The sequence below is a fragment of the Nostoc sp. UHCC 0252 genome (genome assembly GCF_034931145.1).
Taxonomy (GTDB): domain Bacteria; phylum Cyanobacteriota; class Cyanobacteriia; order Cyanobacteriales; family Nostocaceae; genus Nostoc.
In genome coordinates this window covers 1-18,131 of the sequence record NZ_JAYGHE010000016.1, presented here as the reverse complement: position 1 = coordinate 18,131, position 18,131 = coordinate 1, and the positions used below count along the sequence as shown (strand labels likewise).

Below are 18,131 nucleotides of genomic sequence, written 5' to 3'. Positions count from 1 at the left end.
AAGGAGTAAACCCTATAAATAATCTAAAGTCCAAAATCTAAAATCTAAAATCAAACTCTAAAATCTAAAATTCAAAATCCAAAATCTAAAATCCAAAATGGAATAAGGCTTAAGAATGAAAGCACCATTACCTGATAATGAAAGACAGCGAATCGAATCTCTTTTGGAGTATAAGGTTCTTGATACTCCTTCAGAAGCTGCCTTTGACGATCTCACCCATCTAGCCTCATATATTTGTGGAACTCCTATTGCCTTAATAAGTTTAGTTGATAGCGATCGCCAGTGGTTTAAGTCAAAAGTGGGTTTGGATGCCTTAGAAACACCGCGAGATGTGGCATTCTGCGCCCATGCCATTCTTCAACCTGGAGTTTTTATTGTGCCTGATACCACAGAAGACGAAAGGTTTGCTACAAACCCACTAGTCACCTCTGACCCAAATGTTCAATTTTATGCTGGTGTACCGCTAACTAACCCTGAAGGATATGCACTCGGAACACTTTGTGTAATTGACCATGTACCAAGAAACCTCTCGCCAGAACAAGTTGAAGCATTGCGAATTTTAGGCCGCCAGGTAATCAAGCAATTAGAAATGCGGCGCACTTTAGCAAGTTTGGTATTGGTGAATCATACACGCAAACAGGCACAGAAGGGACGCAAACAATTTTTTAATAGAGTAGCCGGAGGGTTTGGGCTAGCGTCGGCAATTTTAATTTTGATTGGCGTGATTTCTTATCAAAACACACGTACATTGATTAATACTAGTAATCAGGTTCAAAAAACTCAAGAGAAAATCAATAAATTGGAAGAATTGCTGTCTGAGGTAAAGGATGCTGAGACTGGACAACGGGGTTATATCCTGACTGGACAAGAAAGTTATCTAGAACCTTATCAAGCAGTACTTGCAAAAATCGATCCAAAAATTGCTGAACTGAAAAATTTAATTGCAGATCAACCTAACCAACAAAAGCAGTTTGCAACCCTTGAATCTTTGATAGCTGCAAGACTTGCCATACTCAAACAGACTATATATCTGCGTCAAAATCAAGGATTCGAGGCGGCGTTGCAGGTAATCCAGACAAATCAGGGAAAATATCTCATGGATGATATCCGCAAGATCATTTATGAGATAGAGAATCAGGATAAAAAGTTGCTTAAACAGCAGTCGCAAGCTACAAAAGCCAGTGCTAAAAACATGCTTTTAACATTGGCGATCGCTATTTTCCTAAGTTTTATCACTCTGGGAATAGTCTACTACTTCATTTATCGTGAAGTCAAAGAACGTAAATTAACAGAGGAAACACTAAACACAGAACGCAACTTTATCTCAGCAGTCCTCGATACAGCAGGTGCTTTGGTAATAGTCCTGGACACACAAGGACAAATTGTTCGCTTCAATCAAGCTTGCGAACAAACAACTGGTTACTCATTTGATGAGGTAAGAGGAAGGCATTTCTGGAACTTGTTTCTAACTCCTGAAGAAGTAGAATCGGTTAAAGCAGTTTTTGAGCAGTTGGAAACAGGTAAAACGCTCAAAGAATATGAAAACTATTGGATAGCAAAGGATGGAAGTAGGCGGCTAATTTCATGGGCTAACACTATTTTGCAAGACTATGAAGGTAGCGTCGAATACATTGTTGCCACAGGTATTGATATTAGCGATGTCCGTGATGAGCTTCGCTTACGCAAACGAGCAGAACAGCATCTCAAAGCGCAGTATTCTACAACGCGCGTCTTGGCAGAGTCAACTACAATTAACGAAGCCATGCCCCAAATTCTGCAAGGAATTTGCGAAAGTTTGGGATGGGATTTTAGTGAAATTTGGATGATAGATAAGCAAGCAAATCTACTGTTTTCTCTAAAATCATGGTATAAATTATCTTCAGCAATGCAAGAATTTGAAATCCTCAGTCGGCAGACCACTTTTGCGCGAGGAATTGGCCTGCCTGGTCGTGTCTGGGCTAGTGCTGAACCTGTTTGGATCGTTGATGTAGTTAAAGATAAAGATTTCATCCGTTCTCAAATCGCTGCCCAAGCAAAACTGCACGGAGCTTTTGGTTTTCCGATCCATAGTGGTAAAAACATTCTTGGTGTCATTACCTGCTTTAGCCATGAAATCCAGCAAGCTGACCCAGATTTAGCAGAAGTTATGAATTCTATTGGTGAGCAAGTAGGACAGTTTATTGAGCGCAAGCAGGCAGAAGAAGAACTCCAACGTCAAAATTTGCGATCGCAACTATTTACTGAAATCACCCTCAAAATTCGTCAATCTTTGCAAATCAAAGAAATTCTCCAAATCAGTGTTACAGAAGTCCAAAAAATTCTCCATAGCGATCGGGTTTTGATTTATCAACCCTTGACAGATGGATCTGGAAGCACTGTAGTTGAGGCAGTAGTTTCTGGCTGGCTGGCAATTAAAGAGAAAAAGCTTATCAATACTTACTTTCAAGCGGAATATACACAGCAGTACTATTTACAGCAGTATCGTCAAAAACGGCATTTAGAGCTTGCTGATTTAGATATAGTGGAAATCCAAAAAAGGCATATAGAATTATTAGAACAATTTGGGGTCAAATCCAATTTGGTTATACCGATTCTTGTCAAGGAAGAACTCTGCGGTTTGCTGATTGTCCATCAGTGTGGCAGTTCCCGCCAATGGTCTAGCTTCGAAACTCATCTTTTACGGCAAATAGCCGATCAAGTAGGGATTGCTTTAGCCCAAGCCCAAATGTTATATGCAGAAACTCAACAGCGAAGAGAATTGGAAGTTGCCCGTCAGCAGGCTGAATTAGCTTCTAAAACCAAAAGTGCCTTTTTAGCAAACATGAGTCATGAAATTCGGACTCCAATGAATGCTGTCTTGGGAATGACAGGCTTAATGTTAGAAACTCCCCTAAACCCGGAACAACAGGATTTTATCGAAACCATTCGCATTAGTGGAGATGCTCTTTTAAGCCTAATCAACGAAATTTTGGATCTTTCCAAACTTGAAGCTGGGGAAATGGCACTAGAAACTCTAGATTTTGACTTATCTACCTGTGTCGAAGAGGTGTTGGAATTATTGGCTCCCCCAGCCCATAATAAGGGATTAGAAATTGCCGCGTTAATTTATCCCAACGTTCCTACCCAACTTCAAGGCGATGCTGGCCGCCTGCGGCAAATTCTCATGAACCTGATCAGCAATGCGATCAAGTTTACCAGCAATGGAGAGGTAGTATTAAGGGCAGAATTGCGTTCGCTTTCTTCTACTACAGCCACCATTTATTTTGCCATCACAGATACCGGTCTTGGGATTACTCCTGAAGACCAACACAAACTCTTTACGCCATTTACCCAAGTAGATGCTTCCATCACCCGCAAATATGGCGGTACAGGTTTAGGATTAGCTATCTGTAAACAACTGGTTAGCTTGATGGGAGGAGAAATTGGTGTAGAAAGTCGGTTGGGGAAAGGATCTAAATTTTGGTTTGAAGTAACTTTTGCCCAGCAACCTCACCCTATTTCCTCAGAAGGTGAACACGAACTTTTGGTAAATCGGCGCTTGTTAGTGGTGGATGATAACACCACTAATCGCAAAATCATCCACCATCAAGCTACCCGTTGGGGAATGCTGGTGGATCAGGCTGCTTCGGCTACTATTGCCCTCAAAGCTATTCAGGAGGCTGCCAAGCACAAAAATCCATATCACGTTGCTGTGATTGATATGCAGATGCCAGAAGTAGATGGCATGACTTTGGGAGAACAAATTAAGGCAAATTCAGCGATCGCTAGTTTACCTCTGATTATGCTTACTTCTACTAATCAACGCGATGAAATCCAACGGGCGCTGAAAATAGGATTTGCTGCTTATTTGGTCAAACCTGTTAAGCCGTCCCGATTCCTCGATATTATCATGACTATTTTAGGAGCGCAGATAGAACAAGAGGAGTCTAAACGCCCCGCTAACAGGAGTCCGCTAACAGGAGTCAGAATTCAGGAGTCAGAATTTGGGAGTCAGAATTCAGGACTAAAAAATTATGAAAACAACGGTAACTATTATTCTGGCTTGTCTAAACTGAGAATTCTTTTAGCTGAAGATAATCTAGTGAATCAAAAAGTTGCCTTGAAGCAACTCCAAAGCCTGGGTTATAGCGCTGATGTTGCTGGTAATGGGGAGGAAGTTTTACAGTTATTAGAAAAAATTCCCTACGATTTGATTCTGATGGATTGCCAAATGCCATTTCTTGATGGTTTAGAAACTACAAAAGAAATTCATTGTTGGCAAGAAAGCAAATTTGTTAGTGGTCGTCGTCCTGTAGTAATTGCGATGACAGCTAATGCCATGAAAGAAGACCAACAAATGTGTTTAGATGCAGGAATGGATGACTATCTTAGCAAGCCAGTGATCAAAGAAAAATTGGCGGCGGCACTACAGCGTTGGGGAAGTATGATATTCATGGTAAAAGAAACAAATGCCAAGCAGACAGTTTCTACAACAGATATAGGTTCAGTTAACCTTCCAATTGATTGGGAACGCTTGCATAGACTCTCAGAAAACAACCTAGAATTTGAATTAGAACTACTGCAAATGTTTGTTGAAGATATTCAACCTCGGTTAGAGGTAATTAAAACAGCGATCGCAACTCACGATTTTGGGCAAATAGGGCAAGAAGCCCATCAAATTAAAGGTGCTAGTGCCAATATTGGAGCTACAGCCATGCATTTGGCAGCAGAAAAACTAGAACAACTAGCACACAATCAAGAACGTAGAGGTACTAGTAACTTAATCTTGAAATTAGAAGAGTTTGTGAAACGTATCCAAGAATTTTTGGACTGTAAAGATAATAACGACCAAAATCTTAAACATTAATAATATTTATTAACAAACAATAAATGATAACTTTTTAGGAGTAATGATGCAAAATACTTGTTCTACATTTTTCATTAACCATTTACTCTTTTTAAGATAGAAATTATGAATAATTGGGAATAATAACTTTGATGTACTAAAACCAGGTTTGGTGAGTTAGCTGCATTTGATGCTGAGAATGTTTAGCCTAAATGCCAGTTAAATCCATACCTCCTATTCCCAATAAATTCTCGACAAGTGAGGTTTTTCTGATGAGTCAGATGAGTAAAGACGATGTACGAGAACGGCTTGGTAATATCGATCAGATCCGCGATATTATTTTAGGAACACAGCTAAGAGAGTACGAAAATCGATTTAGCAAGCTGGAGTCAGACATATCCCTCCTGCAACAACAAATGCGATCGCATGTCGAACAACTCAAATCCAACTTTTCGGCTGAACTAAAAGCAGGGTTTGAAACGCTAGATAAAAAGCTGAAGTCAGTCAACCTAACAACTCAAGAAGAAACTCTTGACTTACGGCAACAAGTTGATAGAATCAATAAAAAGTTTTCTAGCAGTGTTCAGTCCCTTGATGAAACATTAGATAACCAAACTACCTCGATTCGAGATGAAATATTTCAAACTAAAGTCCATTTACAAGATGATGTTACAGCTTTACGGGATCTGATTTTAGAAGAAATTGATCGGCGTTTCTCGCAGTTAACAGACACTAAAGTTTCTAAAGACGATATGGCTGAAACTTTGTTTGCCTTGGGAATGCGTCTAAAAGAAACTGAATTTATTCCTAAGTTACGAGAAGCGGCCGATGAACGCAACGACAACTATACTGCTGTACCGCTTCTAGAAACTACAAAGTTGTCAAAAGTGTTAACTCACTCTAACAGTACCGCAGAATTACATTCCTAATCAAGTCATATCATATCCGGCAAATTACTTGTAATATGTCATTGCGAGTGCAACGAAGCGGAATGTTCGCGTAGCGTCTCGTAGAGATAGCAATCGCAAGGCTTTTGGGATTGCTTCTCTTCGTACCCTGCGGGAACGCCAAGGGCGGTACGCAATGACAATTATTTAACCGGAGATGATATCAGGAGGTAAAGGAAAATGAGGAAAACAGACGCGATGAATCGTGTCTCCCAACTCAGCACTTTTAAAGACAATAATTACTGATATGACTCAGGTGAAAAATTTGATTTCTCAATCTGTTGAGTTCAAGCCAGAAGAAGCTGTACAGCTTGGCAATTTAGTGGATCTACTCGTCGAGTTGAAAATTATTGAACCACCTGAGCAATCTGTTTCTTCATTTCCATCCGAAACTGCCCCAGGTAATGATTATATTACAACAGAAAATGAGGCATTGCAACTTACTCCAGTAACAATAGAAATATGTGAAGCTTATTTAGAGTCGGCTTTTAATCTTCGCCCAAATGCACCTAATTCAGCGAAATGTGTTGAAGAATTAGAAAAACCTGTTGAGGAAAATATAGACAACTCAGAAGATGCCTTCCAAAAATTAAAAGATATATTAATTGGATATGACTTAGCAGAAATAAACAATATTCTAGCTAAATTTGAACAAAATTTAATAAAAATAGAGCATCAAATTTACGACCCTAAAGAGCTAATAAGTTTACTTCTTCCGTGTATTTCTGAGCTTTTAAGACTGAAGATTGCAGAGTCTAGAGAAGAATTTGTACAAATAATTGCCCCTATTATTGATTGCGCTATTCGCAGTCGCACTGAACAGGATAAAATTAGCATCAGTGAAGCGATCGCACCTACAATTCCCCTAGCTATTACTCAGCAGATTATTGTTGCTCCAGAGGAAGTTTCAGATGCGATCGCTCCTGCAATGGGACGAGCCATAAAAAAGCAAATTGAAATTGAACAGAATATTGTTGTGGATGCACTCTACCCAATTATTGGTAGTACCATAGCCAAATATATGGCAGAGACAATCCGTGCCATTAACCAACAAGTTGAAGAAACCCTTAGCGTTGAAGGGATAAAACGCAAAATTCGCGCTAAATTACAGGGAGTTTCCGAAGCAGAATTAATTCTTAAAGAAGCTCTACCATTTACAATTAAAGCTATTTTCTTGATTCATAAAACATCTGGTTTAGTTATCTCAGACATTCAGCCCTCTGATGCACAACAGCTAGAGGCTGACATGGTAGCAGGAATGCTGACAGCGATTCGTAGCTTTGCCAATGATTGCATCAATCAATCTGGAAGCGTGACAGAATTAGACGCAATTCAATACGGTACATCCAAAATAATTTTAGAAGTTGCAGGATACTGTTATCTAGCGATCGTTGTACAAGGAGAAACTAGCAAAAATTTTATTTTAAAAATGCGGCACAACCTTAGAAAAATTGTGAAGAAGCATGGTGATTTAATTGAAAAATTTGACGGAGATCCAGATACAATCCCGGCTGAAATTAACACAGTTTTGGAAGAACTTCAAGGTACAAATATTCAGTATAAAACGAAAAAAAATCAATTATCACCGTTGCTGATATTAGGCTTAAGCGTTATTAGTACAATTTTCATCCCTTTGGGTGTTTGGCAACACCATAATGGAACGATCCGCTCGATTGAAAATAAAGCTTCATTAGCTCTAACTTCCGCTCCAGAACTAGCCGTATATCGCCTCACAGTGCAGGCAGAACCTAATAAATTAAAATTAACAGGACTATTACCTAATCAATTCCTTCGCCAAAAAGCCGAGCAAGTTGTTAAAGGAACCTCCCCTAATTGGTTGATTGACAATCAAATCTTCTTAGTAGAAGTACCAGCAGATCCTGTATTAGCTGCTGCTGAAGTTAAACGAGTCACAGCAGTTTTAAATCAGACGAATGGTACAAGCATTTCTGCTAAATACAGCGCTGGTAAAGTAGTCGTTGAAGGTACTATCAGCCGAATCGCAGACGCTAAAATTATTGCTCATGCATTTGAGCAAATCCCAGGCGTAAAATTTGTATCTAGCGCAGTGCAAGTACAACCTCTACAAATTGAAATTAGATTTTATTTTCAACCAGACTCAGCGAATTTAATCAAGGCCAATTTAGGATATAAGGTTCAGCAGGTCAAATTTTTCCTCAATCAGCACCCAAATCAACATTTAAAAATTATTGGTTATAGTTATGATCGTACTGGTAAAAACACATCTCAAAAGTTGGCACTTACGCGAGCAAAAGCTGTACAACAAGCACTTGTTAAATTAGGTATTGATCCATCGCGTTTACAAGTAATTGCTAGGACGAGTTTACCACCTGGAATTGATGCAACTCACCCTTTATGGTTAAGCCGTTGTGTAGTTATAGAAGCGATAAACAAGCAGTTTTAATTTTCAAATACTTCTCATTTATATCTACAACACTATGTCTACAATATCTAAGAAAATCTGCTTATTTGGTGATTTTGGTGTTGGTAAAACAAGCCTAATCCGCCAATTTGTAGAATGTAAGTTTAGTGATGAATATCTTTCGACTGTTGGAGTGAAAATTTCTCGTAAGTTAGTGAAAGTTTATCAGAAAAATTTGTATGACGAGCAGAATTTACAGTTGCTAATTTGGGATATAGAAGGCAGTAATAAATTTAAAGCAGTTGCTCAAAACTATTTTCAAGGTTCTAGAGGTGCTGTAATAGTTGGTGATGTGACACAACCAGAAACGCTTAATCATATCCAAGAGCATATTCAAACTTTTTTAGCTGTTAATCCTAAAAGCTATATTGTCGTCGCACTGAACAAATCAGATATGATTGCAGCCGAATATTTAGAAAAGATCCGCAAAATGTATCAATTTAACGAACCAAATAATATATTAGACACATATATAACTTCAGCTAAAACTGGCAATAATGTTGATGAAATATTTCAAACTTTAGCCACTCGTTTAATTTAGTAAAATGAACTCATTATTGACAAACATATTATCTGTATGTCGGATTGAATATTTGATAATCGATCAAAACTTAAAAGTTTTAGAGATATCTTTAGGAATTAATCATTTTGCTAACATTGCTGATGAAGTCAAGCAAGGTGAGGATGTTCGAATTGCGTTTCCAGAATTAGAGGGGCTTGAAGATATTTTTGATGCAATTCGGCAAGGGGAGGAGGATAAATTTGAATTAAAGGGAATTATGCGCTCCCAAGATCCGGCTTCTCCTTTATATATTGATATTCGTATTACTAAGAATATACAAGAAAATTATTATAGTCATCCATTCATCATTCTTGTGGAAGACTCAACAGAAAGAATGGTTCTTGAGCAATCTTTGTTTCAAGGTGCAAATGAAGCAAATCTTCTGTTACGTAACTTAAAAGCTTCTAAACAATATATTGATCAAATTGTGACATCAATGGCAGATGCATTGTTGGTAACAACGCTGTCAGGAAAAATAAAAAAACTAAATCCAGCAGCACAAATGTTGTTAGAATATGACGAAACAGAACTCATCGGTCAACCTATTGCTAAAATTATTAGAGAAGTCAATAGCTATAAATTAGAAATAGGAAATATTGAAAGTATTGATATTTCCCAAAATCAAAGCATAAATCCTTTAGCCCAAGAGATAGAAACTGTTTGCTATACTAAAAGTAGTAAAACAATTCCTGTAGCTTTTTCATGCTCAATTGTTAAGACAGAAATTGACCATTTCCAAGGTTATGTCTACATTTTGCGAGACATGACTGAACGAAAACAAGCAGAACTTGCTAAACAAGAATTCTTAGCAATGATTAGCCATGAGGTTCGGACTCCGATCGCATCGGTAATTGGGATGGCCAGTTTACTACTAGATAGTGGATTAACTACTCACCAAAAAGACTTTGTTGAAATCATTTATAGCAGTGGGAATTCCTTACTCAAAATCATTAACGATTTCCTTGATTTCTCTAAAATCCAATCGGGCAACTTGGAGCTAGAAGAGGAACCTTTTATTTTGCAGAGTTGCATTCATGAGGCTTTTTATTTACTTACGCCAGAAGCTAGAGAAAAAGGTTTAAAACTCACATTTTTAGATACTCTTAAATTTCCTACTACGATTGTGGGGGATATTACCCGACTGCGCCAAGTCTTAATTAATTTACTCAGTAATGCTATTAAATTTACCGAAACTGGAAACATAGAAGTTTCAGTTATAATCCACAAGAATGCTGCAAATACTAACGAGATTCAGTTTAGTGTTAAAGATACAGGCATCGGCATTCCACGCGATCGCGCCGAACGTTTGTTTAAAGCTTTCAGTCAAGTGAACTCCTCCATTACTCGACAGTATGGCGGCACTGGGTTAGGTCTTGCCATCTGCAAGCAACTTTGTGAGTTAATGGGTGGGAGAATTTGGGTTGAAAGTGAACTAAATGCAGGTAGCACATTTTACTTTACGATTGCCGCTTCTGTTCTTCCACAGGAATCAGCAGGAGCGCAAGTCCTTGCGCCCGTACAGGAATTACAAGTGAAAAATTCAGAAAATAACTGTGATTATCGTACTTCTGACTTACTTAAATTGAGAATTCTCTTAACTGAGGATAATAAAGTGAATCAGAAAATAGCCTTGAAGCAACTCCAAAGTTTGGGTTATAGCGCTGATGTTGCAAATAATGGCAAAGAAGCGTTGGATCTGCTAGAAAAAATTCCCTACGATTTAATTCTGATGGATTGCCAAATGCCAGTTCTCGACGGTTTAGAAACCACAAAAGAAATTCATCGTTGGCAAGAAAGCAAATTTGTCAGTGGTCGTCGTCCTGTAGTAATTGCGATGACAGCTAATGCCATGAAACAAGACCAACAAATGTGTCTAGATGCAGGAATGGACGACTATCTCAGCAAGCCAGTAATGAAAGAAAAATTGGCGGCGACCCTAGAGCATTGGGCAAGTGTGATACTCAGGGTAGAAGAAATATCTGCTAAAGAGGAGACAGTTTTTACAAAAGATGTAGGTTTAGTTGACTTCCCAATTGATTGGGAACGCTTGCATCAACTCTCAGAAAACAACCCAGAGTTTGAATTGGAACTGCTGCAAATATTTGTTGAAGATATTCAATCTCGTCTAGAAGTAATTAAAATAGCGATCGCAGATCATGACTATGAGCAACTAACGCTCCAAACCCATCAAATTAAAGGTGCTAGTGCCAATATTGGCGCTACAGCCATGCATCTGGCAGCAGAAAAACTAGAACAACTAGTTTACAATCAAGAACCTCGAGGTGGTGCTAAGTTAGTCTCAGAGTTAGAAGAGTTTGTTAAGCGCATCCAAGAATTTTTAGTTTGTAAAGATACTACAGACGTTACAAATAATTAACCGAACCTGATATCAGACTCAAAACAAGGGAGCAGGGAGAGAGCCTGAGACGAATTGAAACCTATACTGCACAGGACTTTAGGGGGTTCAAAAAATGCCTCGTTACCTTAGAATACGAAATTTGTAGTATCCCCTTGACGTAATGTAGAAATTGTATTACATTTGTAGTATGCAAATTAAAGCCTCCTCAAAAGGCAAAACTAAAAAGTAATTATGTCTGCCTTGGGTCTGTAGCTCTAACGGTAGAGTTCCCAGATGTCACTTGTGCCCTGACAGAAAAAGCTTACATACTTGCTCAATGGTAGAGCGATCGTATTTTAAACGATAAGTGTAGGTTCAATTCCTGCGGTGTTACCACAGCTTTTTCAACTTGCACGAGGTGTGAGTGTAACTCTCACAGGGAGGGTATCGGTTCAATCCCGATCAGATCCACTTATCTCAATTCGTAATTACAACAAGAGGTGATTGCAATGGTTCATATTCGATTTGAAGGGCGTTCTGTTGATGTGCCAAAAACCCAACTGGGAATTGCAGCAGGGATGAACGATCTGGCGGTGAAGGAGCGCGTGGCTCGACATTTAGATGTAAATAGCGATCGCCTTTCTGCTTACGTAATCGATCGCCGTCCTAGTGGCGATTTGATCATCCGCCCTGAAGCTGTCTATGGTTAAATTTCCGAAACTTTTACTCAATAGAGAGGTGAATTCAATGAGTGTAACAAGAAAGAAATTCGATTTATTTTAAATCAACTTTCTAAAACCTAAAATTTTCACTTCGTGCCCTCACTGAAAAAGCTTACATACTAGCCGAATGGTAAGGCACTTGACTGAAGATCAAGCAATTACAGGTTCAAATCCTGTGTGTGAATCAACAGCTTTTTCGACTTGCACGAAGTGATCTTATTTCATTTCAATATGGAGGTGAGAACGATGAAGAAGATTAATGATTTCAACATCGAGCCTGAAGATTTCGACGATTTCTGCTTTTGAACCATTGAGCAAACGTCGTCGTGGCTACCCATCTGAAAAAGCTGTTAAACGTGGCGATCGCCTTGTTCATGGCGACAAAGAACTACAAGAAAAGCTTGGTAACAATGACCTTTGTCTTTGTGGTTCTGGTCGCTGCTTTCAAGAAGTGCTGTCGCAATAGTGGCAGATATGATGGCAGCCTACGCAGCTACTACTTTTAGGGAGTAGTACCAACGATTTCGATACACTATATCATGTTCGGCAAATCACTTATAATATGTCATTGCGAATGCAACGAAGTGGAATGAAGCAATCGCAAAGGTTTGGGATCGCCGCGCTTCGCTCGCAATGACATAAGTATTAAGTCGAGCATGATATTACATCAAAACTGGCAGTTGTTCCCGCGCCCCGATCGCAGAAGCTTACATAATTTTGCACAAATTATACACAATGCTTCTACAACTTGCGCGGTGATATCGCCCCGCGTGCAACATCTGCCTCCTTCAATTTTGGATTTTAGATTGCAATCCAAAATCATAAATCCAAAATCTAAAATTCTTAAAGGAGGTTCATAATGAATACCGCAGAACGTGACTTGCGTTTGGAAATGCTCAACAGTTTGCTCACAACTCCTCACCGCAAACTTGAGCAAGTCGCAGAAATTCACCAGTTAATTGTTGAACTCGATCCCATCTTCTACGGACACCTGGCAGTTTGGTATCAGCGTCATGGTGATGTCCGCGACCACAAGGAAGTGTTTGTTGCTCATTTGTTAACCAGCAATTTGACTGAACACCGAGATGCTGGATTTATGATGCTGCAAGAGTTTCCACCTTATCAAGTGGCTCGTGTAGTGGACTTCATGAAGCAGCAACAGAATAAACTGCCTCGTTCGGCTCGCACTGCGGTACGGCGTTACTTGAAGACACGGGAGAGCAATCCGGCTCTGTTCGATCGCGCCGCTTTGCGAGGTCGTAAGGCAATGAAGCACTTATATGCTTCACTGCACATCAAGCCAAATGAACGGGCAAATGCGATTCTGTTTGGCGATACTCCTCCAGAGGGTTCCTTAGCAAATGTGCTGAAGCAGGTTGCGAAGGCTGAAAGTGCCGCAGAACAGGCACGGCTGATTGTGGAGTTCAAAATTCCATACACGATCGCAATTGGTGCAATCAAGCAACTTACACCAGTTGTGTTGGTGGCGTTAATCAACAGCATGTCTCCACAAGAAGCGATCAATAACCTCAAGTCTCTCCAGACTAGAGGTGCAATGGATCACCCACAAGTCAAAAAGCTGATCGATTCCAAGCTGGAAGCAGCGTCTAAGAGTGGGCGTGTCTCAGCATTCAAAGCACAGATTGCCGCAGACGCAGGAGATTTTGACGCAGACACCGTTGCCCAACTGGAAAAGGTGACAAATGAACAGGTAAAACGGCGTGGTGCGATCGCTCGTCCAACTGCTTTATTGGTGGACAAGTCTGGTTCAATGGAAAATGCGATCGCTACGGGTTTGCAACTTGCTGCCCTAATCTCTGGTATTACTCAGGCAGAACTGTTTGTCTACGCCTTTGACACCATTCCTTACGCTGTTACAGCAAAGGGCAAGGAGTTAACCGACTGGGAGCGTGCCTTCCAGCACATCAATGCAGGCGGTGGTACTAGCATCGGCTGTGCATTGGAAGCAATGCGGAAGAAGAAGCAGGTGGTTGATCAGATAATTGTGGTGACGGATGAGGGCGAAAATGCTGCTCCTTACTTCGGTGAAGTTTACAAGAACTACTGCCGGGAGTTGGCGATAATGCCCAATGTGGTGATTGTCCGTGTGGGTGGTCATTACGACTGGGTGGAGAGCCAACTGAAGCAGCAGCAAGCACCTGTAGATACGTTCACCTTTGCAGGTGACTACTACAGTTTGCCGAACATCGTCCCACTCTTGACGCGTCCCTCTCGTCTGGATTTGCTAATGGAGATTCTGGATCTGCCGTTGCCTGTAAGAGAGGATAAGTAAGACTTACGCAAAACTATAAGTAGGGGTAATTCATGAATTACCCCTAGCTGACAATCAGGGTTTTAGCTATTATTTGCGTAAGTCTTTATTATGAATGGGCAGTGTTTTATAGATATTCTACAAATTTAGACATTCATAATGTAAATAGAACCTTTTCGATATCTCTTATAAAATTAATTTCAAGTCTTTGACTTTAATACTTGTATAGCTTTAAATCCTTCTATAGTCTGACCTAAAAATATCATGGGAATAGCCAAGCCAAACGGTTTACCTGTTTGAATCAAATTGTAAATGCCAGCTAACACATTTAGGGACATCAATCCTACTGCAATACCTAGTGCAATTTTTGATTTACGTTGTACAAAGAAACCTAGAACTAAATAGAGTAAACCAAAAAATAAAGAACAAAAAGCCAATATTAGATAATCGGGCAATCGATTACCAGCAACAAAGAATATTATGCTTAGAAAAATACTCAAAACTCCAATTGCGTAAACTGCACGGTAAGCAGATGCTAACTTTTTTCGGGATTCTGATATTTGTTGTATTTGGGTAGTCATTATTTTTCTATTTTTTTGGTTTATTGACCAACACTATGTTTTTTTATATACTTTGTTGTTGGTGGAAATCTTGAGTAATTATGCGTAAGCAGAGATAAGAATGATGACTAACATCCGTAAGTTAATCAACCAAATTGCGATCGCACAAGCACAATTGTCTACAACCCAATTCCTTGCACCCTGCGTCAAAGGTGGACGGGTTTGCACACGGGTAGCCGGGATGGTTTACACCTTCACCCCAAAGCCTAGTAAATTTCAAGGTTGGGGCATCTTTCAAGCTGTGGATGAGAAGACAGCAACGGTTGTAGAAGAAGCAGACTTGCCCCAAATTGCAGAATATTTGCAATACTTTCCCCAAATACGGCTGCGGTTAGCACATCAACTACAAAAACAAACTTGGTTAGCATACCCTGTAAATGAAGCAGATATGCGTCAACGGTTGAAGGTAGTTAAGCCGATCGCAGTCCACTTAGTTACCGAGGGCGTTACCTTTGAGCAAATCATTGCCCGATGGAATGGACAGTCATGCTGGTTTGAGGAAGTAGATCGCCGTACCGATCCGGTAATTGTTGAAACTCTGCAATCTGCTGTCAAGCAACTCATTCCTGCTGAAGAATTACTGTTTAAAGGTATCACTCCAGAAATCCGCACAGTGTATAAATTAGCAACTCGGCGCATTGACGGATTTACTCAACCCCAACAGGATGAAAAGCGGCTGAGAAAGGCTTTGCAAATGGGCGGCGGAGAATTAAATCAATTCCACGATCGCCACGATTACTGGACAGTCGATTGGACAACTGCTGATGGTGTTCGTCATAGTAGTGCGATCGCTAAAACTGACTTAACTGTTGTTAGTTCTGGCATTTGCCTAAGTGGACGCGATCGCGATTTTGACTTGCAATCCTTAGTGGGTGTCATGGAAAAACAAGAGTGGTGAGTGGATTAATTACGAATTATTATGAGTATCTTTTTTCACGAACAGCTTTACCGCACTAATGCTGTGATGACAAAGTTGAAAAACTATCCTGTGACAATTTGTGGCGCTGGAGCATTAGGAGCTAACATTGCGGAAAACTTAGCTCGGTCTGGTTTTGATAAACTTACAGTGATTGATCGCGATCGCATTGAGGAACGTAACCTTTCGACTCAGCCTTACTACCGTTCTGATGTTGGAGCATTCAAAGCGAAAATCTTGGCGAATAATTTATACCGAGCAATTGGTACTAAAGTCGATGCTAAGACAAAAGAGTTAACACCAGAAAATACAACTCAACTACTCAAAGACAGCCAGCTAATTGTCGATGCCTTTGACAATAGTGTGGCACGTCAAGCAGTGAAAGATTATGCTGAAAAATCAAGCATATCTTGTCTTCATGCTGGACTATCGGCTGATTATGCAGAAGTGATTTGGAATGACGTTTATCGTGTTCCTTCCGAGGTAAATGATGATGTTTGTGATTATCCGTTGGCACGAAACCTGGTAATATTAACGGTTGCTGTGGCCTGTGAAGCGATCGTTTCATTTATTGCGACAGCAGAACAGCGTAACTTTAGTATCACCCAGAAGGATCTGACTGTTCAATCTTTCTTTGAATAAAGTAAGATTTACGCATAGATAACGGAAAATCGAACCACAGAGGCACAGAGAACACGGAGGAATAAGAGTTTGAGAGGTATTTTGTGTAATATCATGTCCGGCAAATTACTTGTGATATGTCATTGCGAGTGCAACGAAGTGGAAGGAAGCAATCGCAAGGCTTTTGGGATTGCTATCTCTACGAGACGCTCCGCGAACACTTCGTACCCTGCGGGAACGCCAAGGGCGGTACGCAATGACAATTATTTAACCGGACATGATATAAGTCCTGTAAAGCAACAAATCTAATTTTGGATTCTTTACTTTTAAGTATTTGAGGATTAGCCTAATGCTGCTTGGCATAGATTTAGGAACAGGCTCTGCTAAGGCATTGCTCCTAGCGACAGACGGAACCGCTATTGGTGAAGCATCAAGCTCTTATCCTGTTCATGCACCTCATCCTGGATGGGCTGAGTCGGAACCAGGGGATTGGTGGTCGGCTGTTGCCTTGGCTGTTAGGAAGGCAGTGGGAAATCATGCCAATCAAGTACAGGCGATCGCATTTTCAGGACAGATGCATGGTGTTGTCCTAACTTCGGAGTCGGGTGAACCACTGCGTCCTGCTATCCTTTGGGCAGATAGTCGCTCTAGTACCGCGCTTAACGCTTATCATTCGCTTGATGCCACTATTCTAAAGCGATTGGGCAACCCGATTACAACTGGAATGGCTGGCTCAACCTTGCTGTGGCTACGAGAACACGAGCCTACGATCTACGCCCAAGCGCGTTGGGCACTTCAACCAAAAGATTGGCTACGGTTACAGTTGACTGGAGAAGTTGCAACAGAAGCATCTGACGCTAGTGGTACTTTGCTTTACGATGTTGTGTCGGACAACTGGGCTTGGGATGCAATCTCAGGGCTGAATCTGCGTTGTGATTGGTTGCCGAAAATTATCTCTTCAAGTGCGATCGCAGGTTACTTAACGGCTAGTGCTTCAGAACATCTTGGCTTAAGAGTTGGTTTAAGAGCGATCGCTGGTGCTGCGGATACAGCCGCCGCAGCACTCGGTAACGGATTATTAGAGCCTGGTTTGGTTCAACTAACCATCGGCACAGGCGCTCAAATCATTACACCTCGCTCCCAACCAATTCTCGATCCTCATGGTCGCACACATCTATATCGATCTGCCGTACCTAATCAGTGGTATACCCTTGCAGCAATGCAAAATGCGGGACTAGCGCTTGAGTGGGTGCGAGGTATCCTTGGTTTGAGTTGGGAGCAAGTCTATACTAAAGCGTTTTCTGTTCCCCCAGGATGTGAAGGGTTGACATTTTTGCCATACCTCACAGGTGAGCGAACTCCACACCTTGACCCTTATGCACGCGGGGCATGGGTAGGGCTTGGACTTCATCACACACAGGCGCACCTGATGCGGGCGGCTTTAGAGGGAGTTGCTTTTGCCTTGCGACAAGGTTTTGAAGCACTTGAAGCAACAGGTTTTAAAGCCACAGAACTGCGTTTAGCAGGCGGTGGAACCGTAGAAATGCCTTGGAAACAATTACTGGCTGATGTATTGAGAATACCCCTCTATGCAACTACAATTGCTGCTGCTTCGGCGCGTGGTGCTGCTTTACTGGCGGGTATCGGAATTGGCGTATACGCAGATACTAATGACACAAGCAAACTGGCAGCTACACCAACACTTGCTGCAACTCCCCAGTCAGTTGATTCAGCCTTAGAAGATGCTTGGATGCGATATCAATCTCTTTATCCACGACTTAAAAAAATCTGATAGGAGTTATGCCTCATAATCATGTCCGGTTAAATAATTGTCATTGCGTACCGCCATTGGCGTTCCCGCAGGG

12 protein-coding genes and 2 tRNA genes are annotated in these 18,131 nt (G+C 40.8%); 13 read left to right on the top strand and 1 reads right to left on the bottom strand.

Going from position 1 to position 18,131, the window contains the following annotated elements:
• The first annotated feature begins 115 nt into the window (after positions 1-115).
• The 10 genes from VB732_RS12375 (at position 116) to VB732_RS12330 (ending at position 14,130) form a co-directional block, all read left to right on the top strand.
• A complete protein-coding gene (locus tag VB732_RS12375; RefSeq protein WP_323231132.1) occupies positions 116-4,846 on the top strand; it encodes a GAF domain-containing protein in 4,731 nt (1,576 codons plus the stop codon).
• 251 nt (positions 4,847-5,097) lie between these two features.
• Positions 5,098-5,754, top strand: coding sequence for a hypothetical protein (locus VB732_RS12370; RefSeq protein WP_323231131.1), 657 nt, complete (start codon positions 5,098-5,100; stop codon positions 5,752-5,754).
• 265 nt (positions 5,755-6,019) lie between these two features.
• Positions 6,020-8,197, top strand: coding sequence for an OmpA family protein (locus VB732_RS12365; RefSeq protein WP_323231130.1), 2,178 nt, complete (start codon positions 6,020-6,022; stop codon positions 8,195-8,197).
• Positions 8,198-8,231: 34 nt separating this feature from the next.
• Entirely contained in the window at positions 8,232-8,756 is a 525-nt protein-coding gene (locus VB732_RS12360; protein ID WP_323231128.1) for a Rab family GTPase, read from the top strand.
• Positions 8,757-8,760: 4 nt separating this feature from the next.
• Positions 8,761-11,154, top strand: a complete 2,394-nt coding sequence (locus VB732_RS12355) for an ATP-binding protein (protein WP_323231127.1) — start codon at positions 8,761-8,763, stop codon at positions 11,152-11,154.
• A 286-nt stretch (positions 11,155-11,440) separates the two neighbouring features.
• Positions 11,441-11,511: transfer RNA gene (locus VB732_RS12350), tRNA-Lys, on the top strand.
• A gap of 113 nt (positions 11,512-11,624) precedes the next feature.
• Complete coding sequence (locus tag VB732_RS12345) at positions 11,625-11,825, top strand: hypothetical protein (RefSeq protein WP_323231126.1); 201 nt, start codon at positions 11,625-11,627, stop codon at positions 11,823-11,825.
• Positions 11,826-11,950: 125 nt separating this feature from the next.
• A tRNA-Phe gene (locus VB732_RS12340) sits at positions 11,951-12,019 on the top strand.
• 77 nt (positions 12,020-12,096) lie between these two features.
• Entirely contained in the window at positions 12,097-12,303 is a 207-nt protein-coding gene (locus VB732_RS12335; RefSeq protein ID WP_323231125.1) for a hypothetical protein, read from the top strand.
• Positions 12,304-12,696: 393 nt separating this feature from the next.
• Positions 12,697-14,130 carry a vWA domain-containing protein gene (locus tag VB732_RS12330; protein WP_323231124.1) on the top strand — a complete coding sequence of 478 codons (1,434 nt, stop codon included), beginning with the start codon at positions 12,697-12,699 and terminating at the stop codon, positions 14,128-14,130.
• A 179-nt stretch (positions 14,131-14,309) separates the two neighbouring features.
• Here VB732_RS12330 and VB732_RS12325 read toward each other — a convergent pair whose 3' ends face one another.
• Positions 14,310-14,690: a hypothetical protein gene (locus tag VB732_RS12325; protein ID WP_323231123.1), complete on the bottom strand. Its 381-nt coding sequence runs from the start codon at positions 14,688-14,690 to the stop codon at positions 14,310-14,312.
• 103 nt (positions 14,691-14,793) lie between these two features.
• On the opposite strand from VB732_RS12325, the gene VB732_RS12320 reads away from it, so the two are divergent.
• The 3 genes from VB732_RS12320 (at position 14,794) to xylB (ending at position 18,058) form a co-directional block, all read left to right on the top strand.
• Positions 14,794-15,627, top strand: a complete 834-nt coding sequence (locus VB732_RS12320; protein ID WP_323231211.1) for a hypothetical protein — start codon at positions 14,794-14,796, stop codon at positions 15,625-15,627.
• 21 nt (positions 15,628-15,648) lie between these two features.
• A complete protein-coding gene (locus VB732_RS12315) occupies positions 15,649-16,287 on the top strand; it encodes a ThiF family adenylyltransferase (protein WP_323231122.1) in 639 nt (212 codons plus the stop codon).
• Between the two features lie 328 nt (positions 16,288-16,615).
• The gene (xylB, locus tag VB732_RS12310; RefSeq protein WP_323231121.1) at positions 16,616-18,058 is read left to right on the top strand and encodes a xylulokinase; all 1,443 of its coding nucleotides are present in this window, start codon (positions 16,616-16,618) and stop codon (positions 18,056-18,058) included.
• Positions 18,059-18,131: the final 73 nt, after the last annotated feature.

Coding starts and splice junctions, on each gene's coding strand:
- VB732_RS12375 (WP_323231132.1), top strand. CDS start 116: ATGAAAGCACCATTACCTGATAATGAAAGACAGCGAATCGAATCTCTT.
- VB732_RS12330 (WP_323231124.1), top strand. CDS start 12,697: ATGAATACCGCAGAACGTGACTTGCGTTTGGAAATGCTCAACAGTTTG.
- xylB (WP_323231121.1), top strand. CDS start 16,616: ATGCTGCTTGGCATAGATTTAGGAACAGGCTCTGCTAAGGCATTGCTC.
- VB732_RS12335 (WP_323231125.1), top strand. CDS start 12,097: ATGATTTCAACATCGAGCCTGAAGATTTCGACGATTTCTGCTTTTGAA.
- VB732_RS12320 (WP_323231211.1), top strand. CDS start 14,794: ATGACTAACATCCGTAAGTTAATCAACCAAATTGCGATCGCACAAGCA.
- VB732_RS12365 (WP_323231130.1), top strand. CDS start 6,020: ATGACTCAGGTGAAAAATTTGATTTCTCAATCTGTTGAGTTCAAGCCA.
- VB732_RS12360 (WP_323231128.1), top strand. CDS start 8,232: ATGTCTACAATATCTAAGAAAATCTGCTTATTTGGTGATTTTGGTGTT.
- VB732_RS12325 (WP_323231123.1), bottom strand. CDS start 14,690: ATGACTACCCAAATACAACAAATATCAGAATCCCGAAAAAAGTTAGCA.
- VB732_RS12355 (WP_323231127.1), top strand. CDS start 8,761: ATGAACTCATTATTGACAAACATATTATCTGTATGTCGGATTGAATAT.
- VB732_RS12315 (WP_323231122.1), top strand. CDS start 15,649: ATGAGTATCTTTTTTCACGAACAGCTTTACCGCACTAATGCTGTGATG.
- VB732_RS12345 (WP_323231126.1), top strand. CDS start 11,625: ATGGTTCATATTCGATTTGAAGGGCGTTCTGTTGATGTGCCAAAAACC.
- VB732_RS12370 (WP_323231131.1), top strand. CDS start 5,098: ATGAGTCAGATGAGTAAAGACGATGTACGAGAACGGCTTGGTAATATC.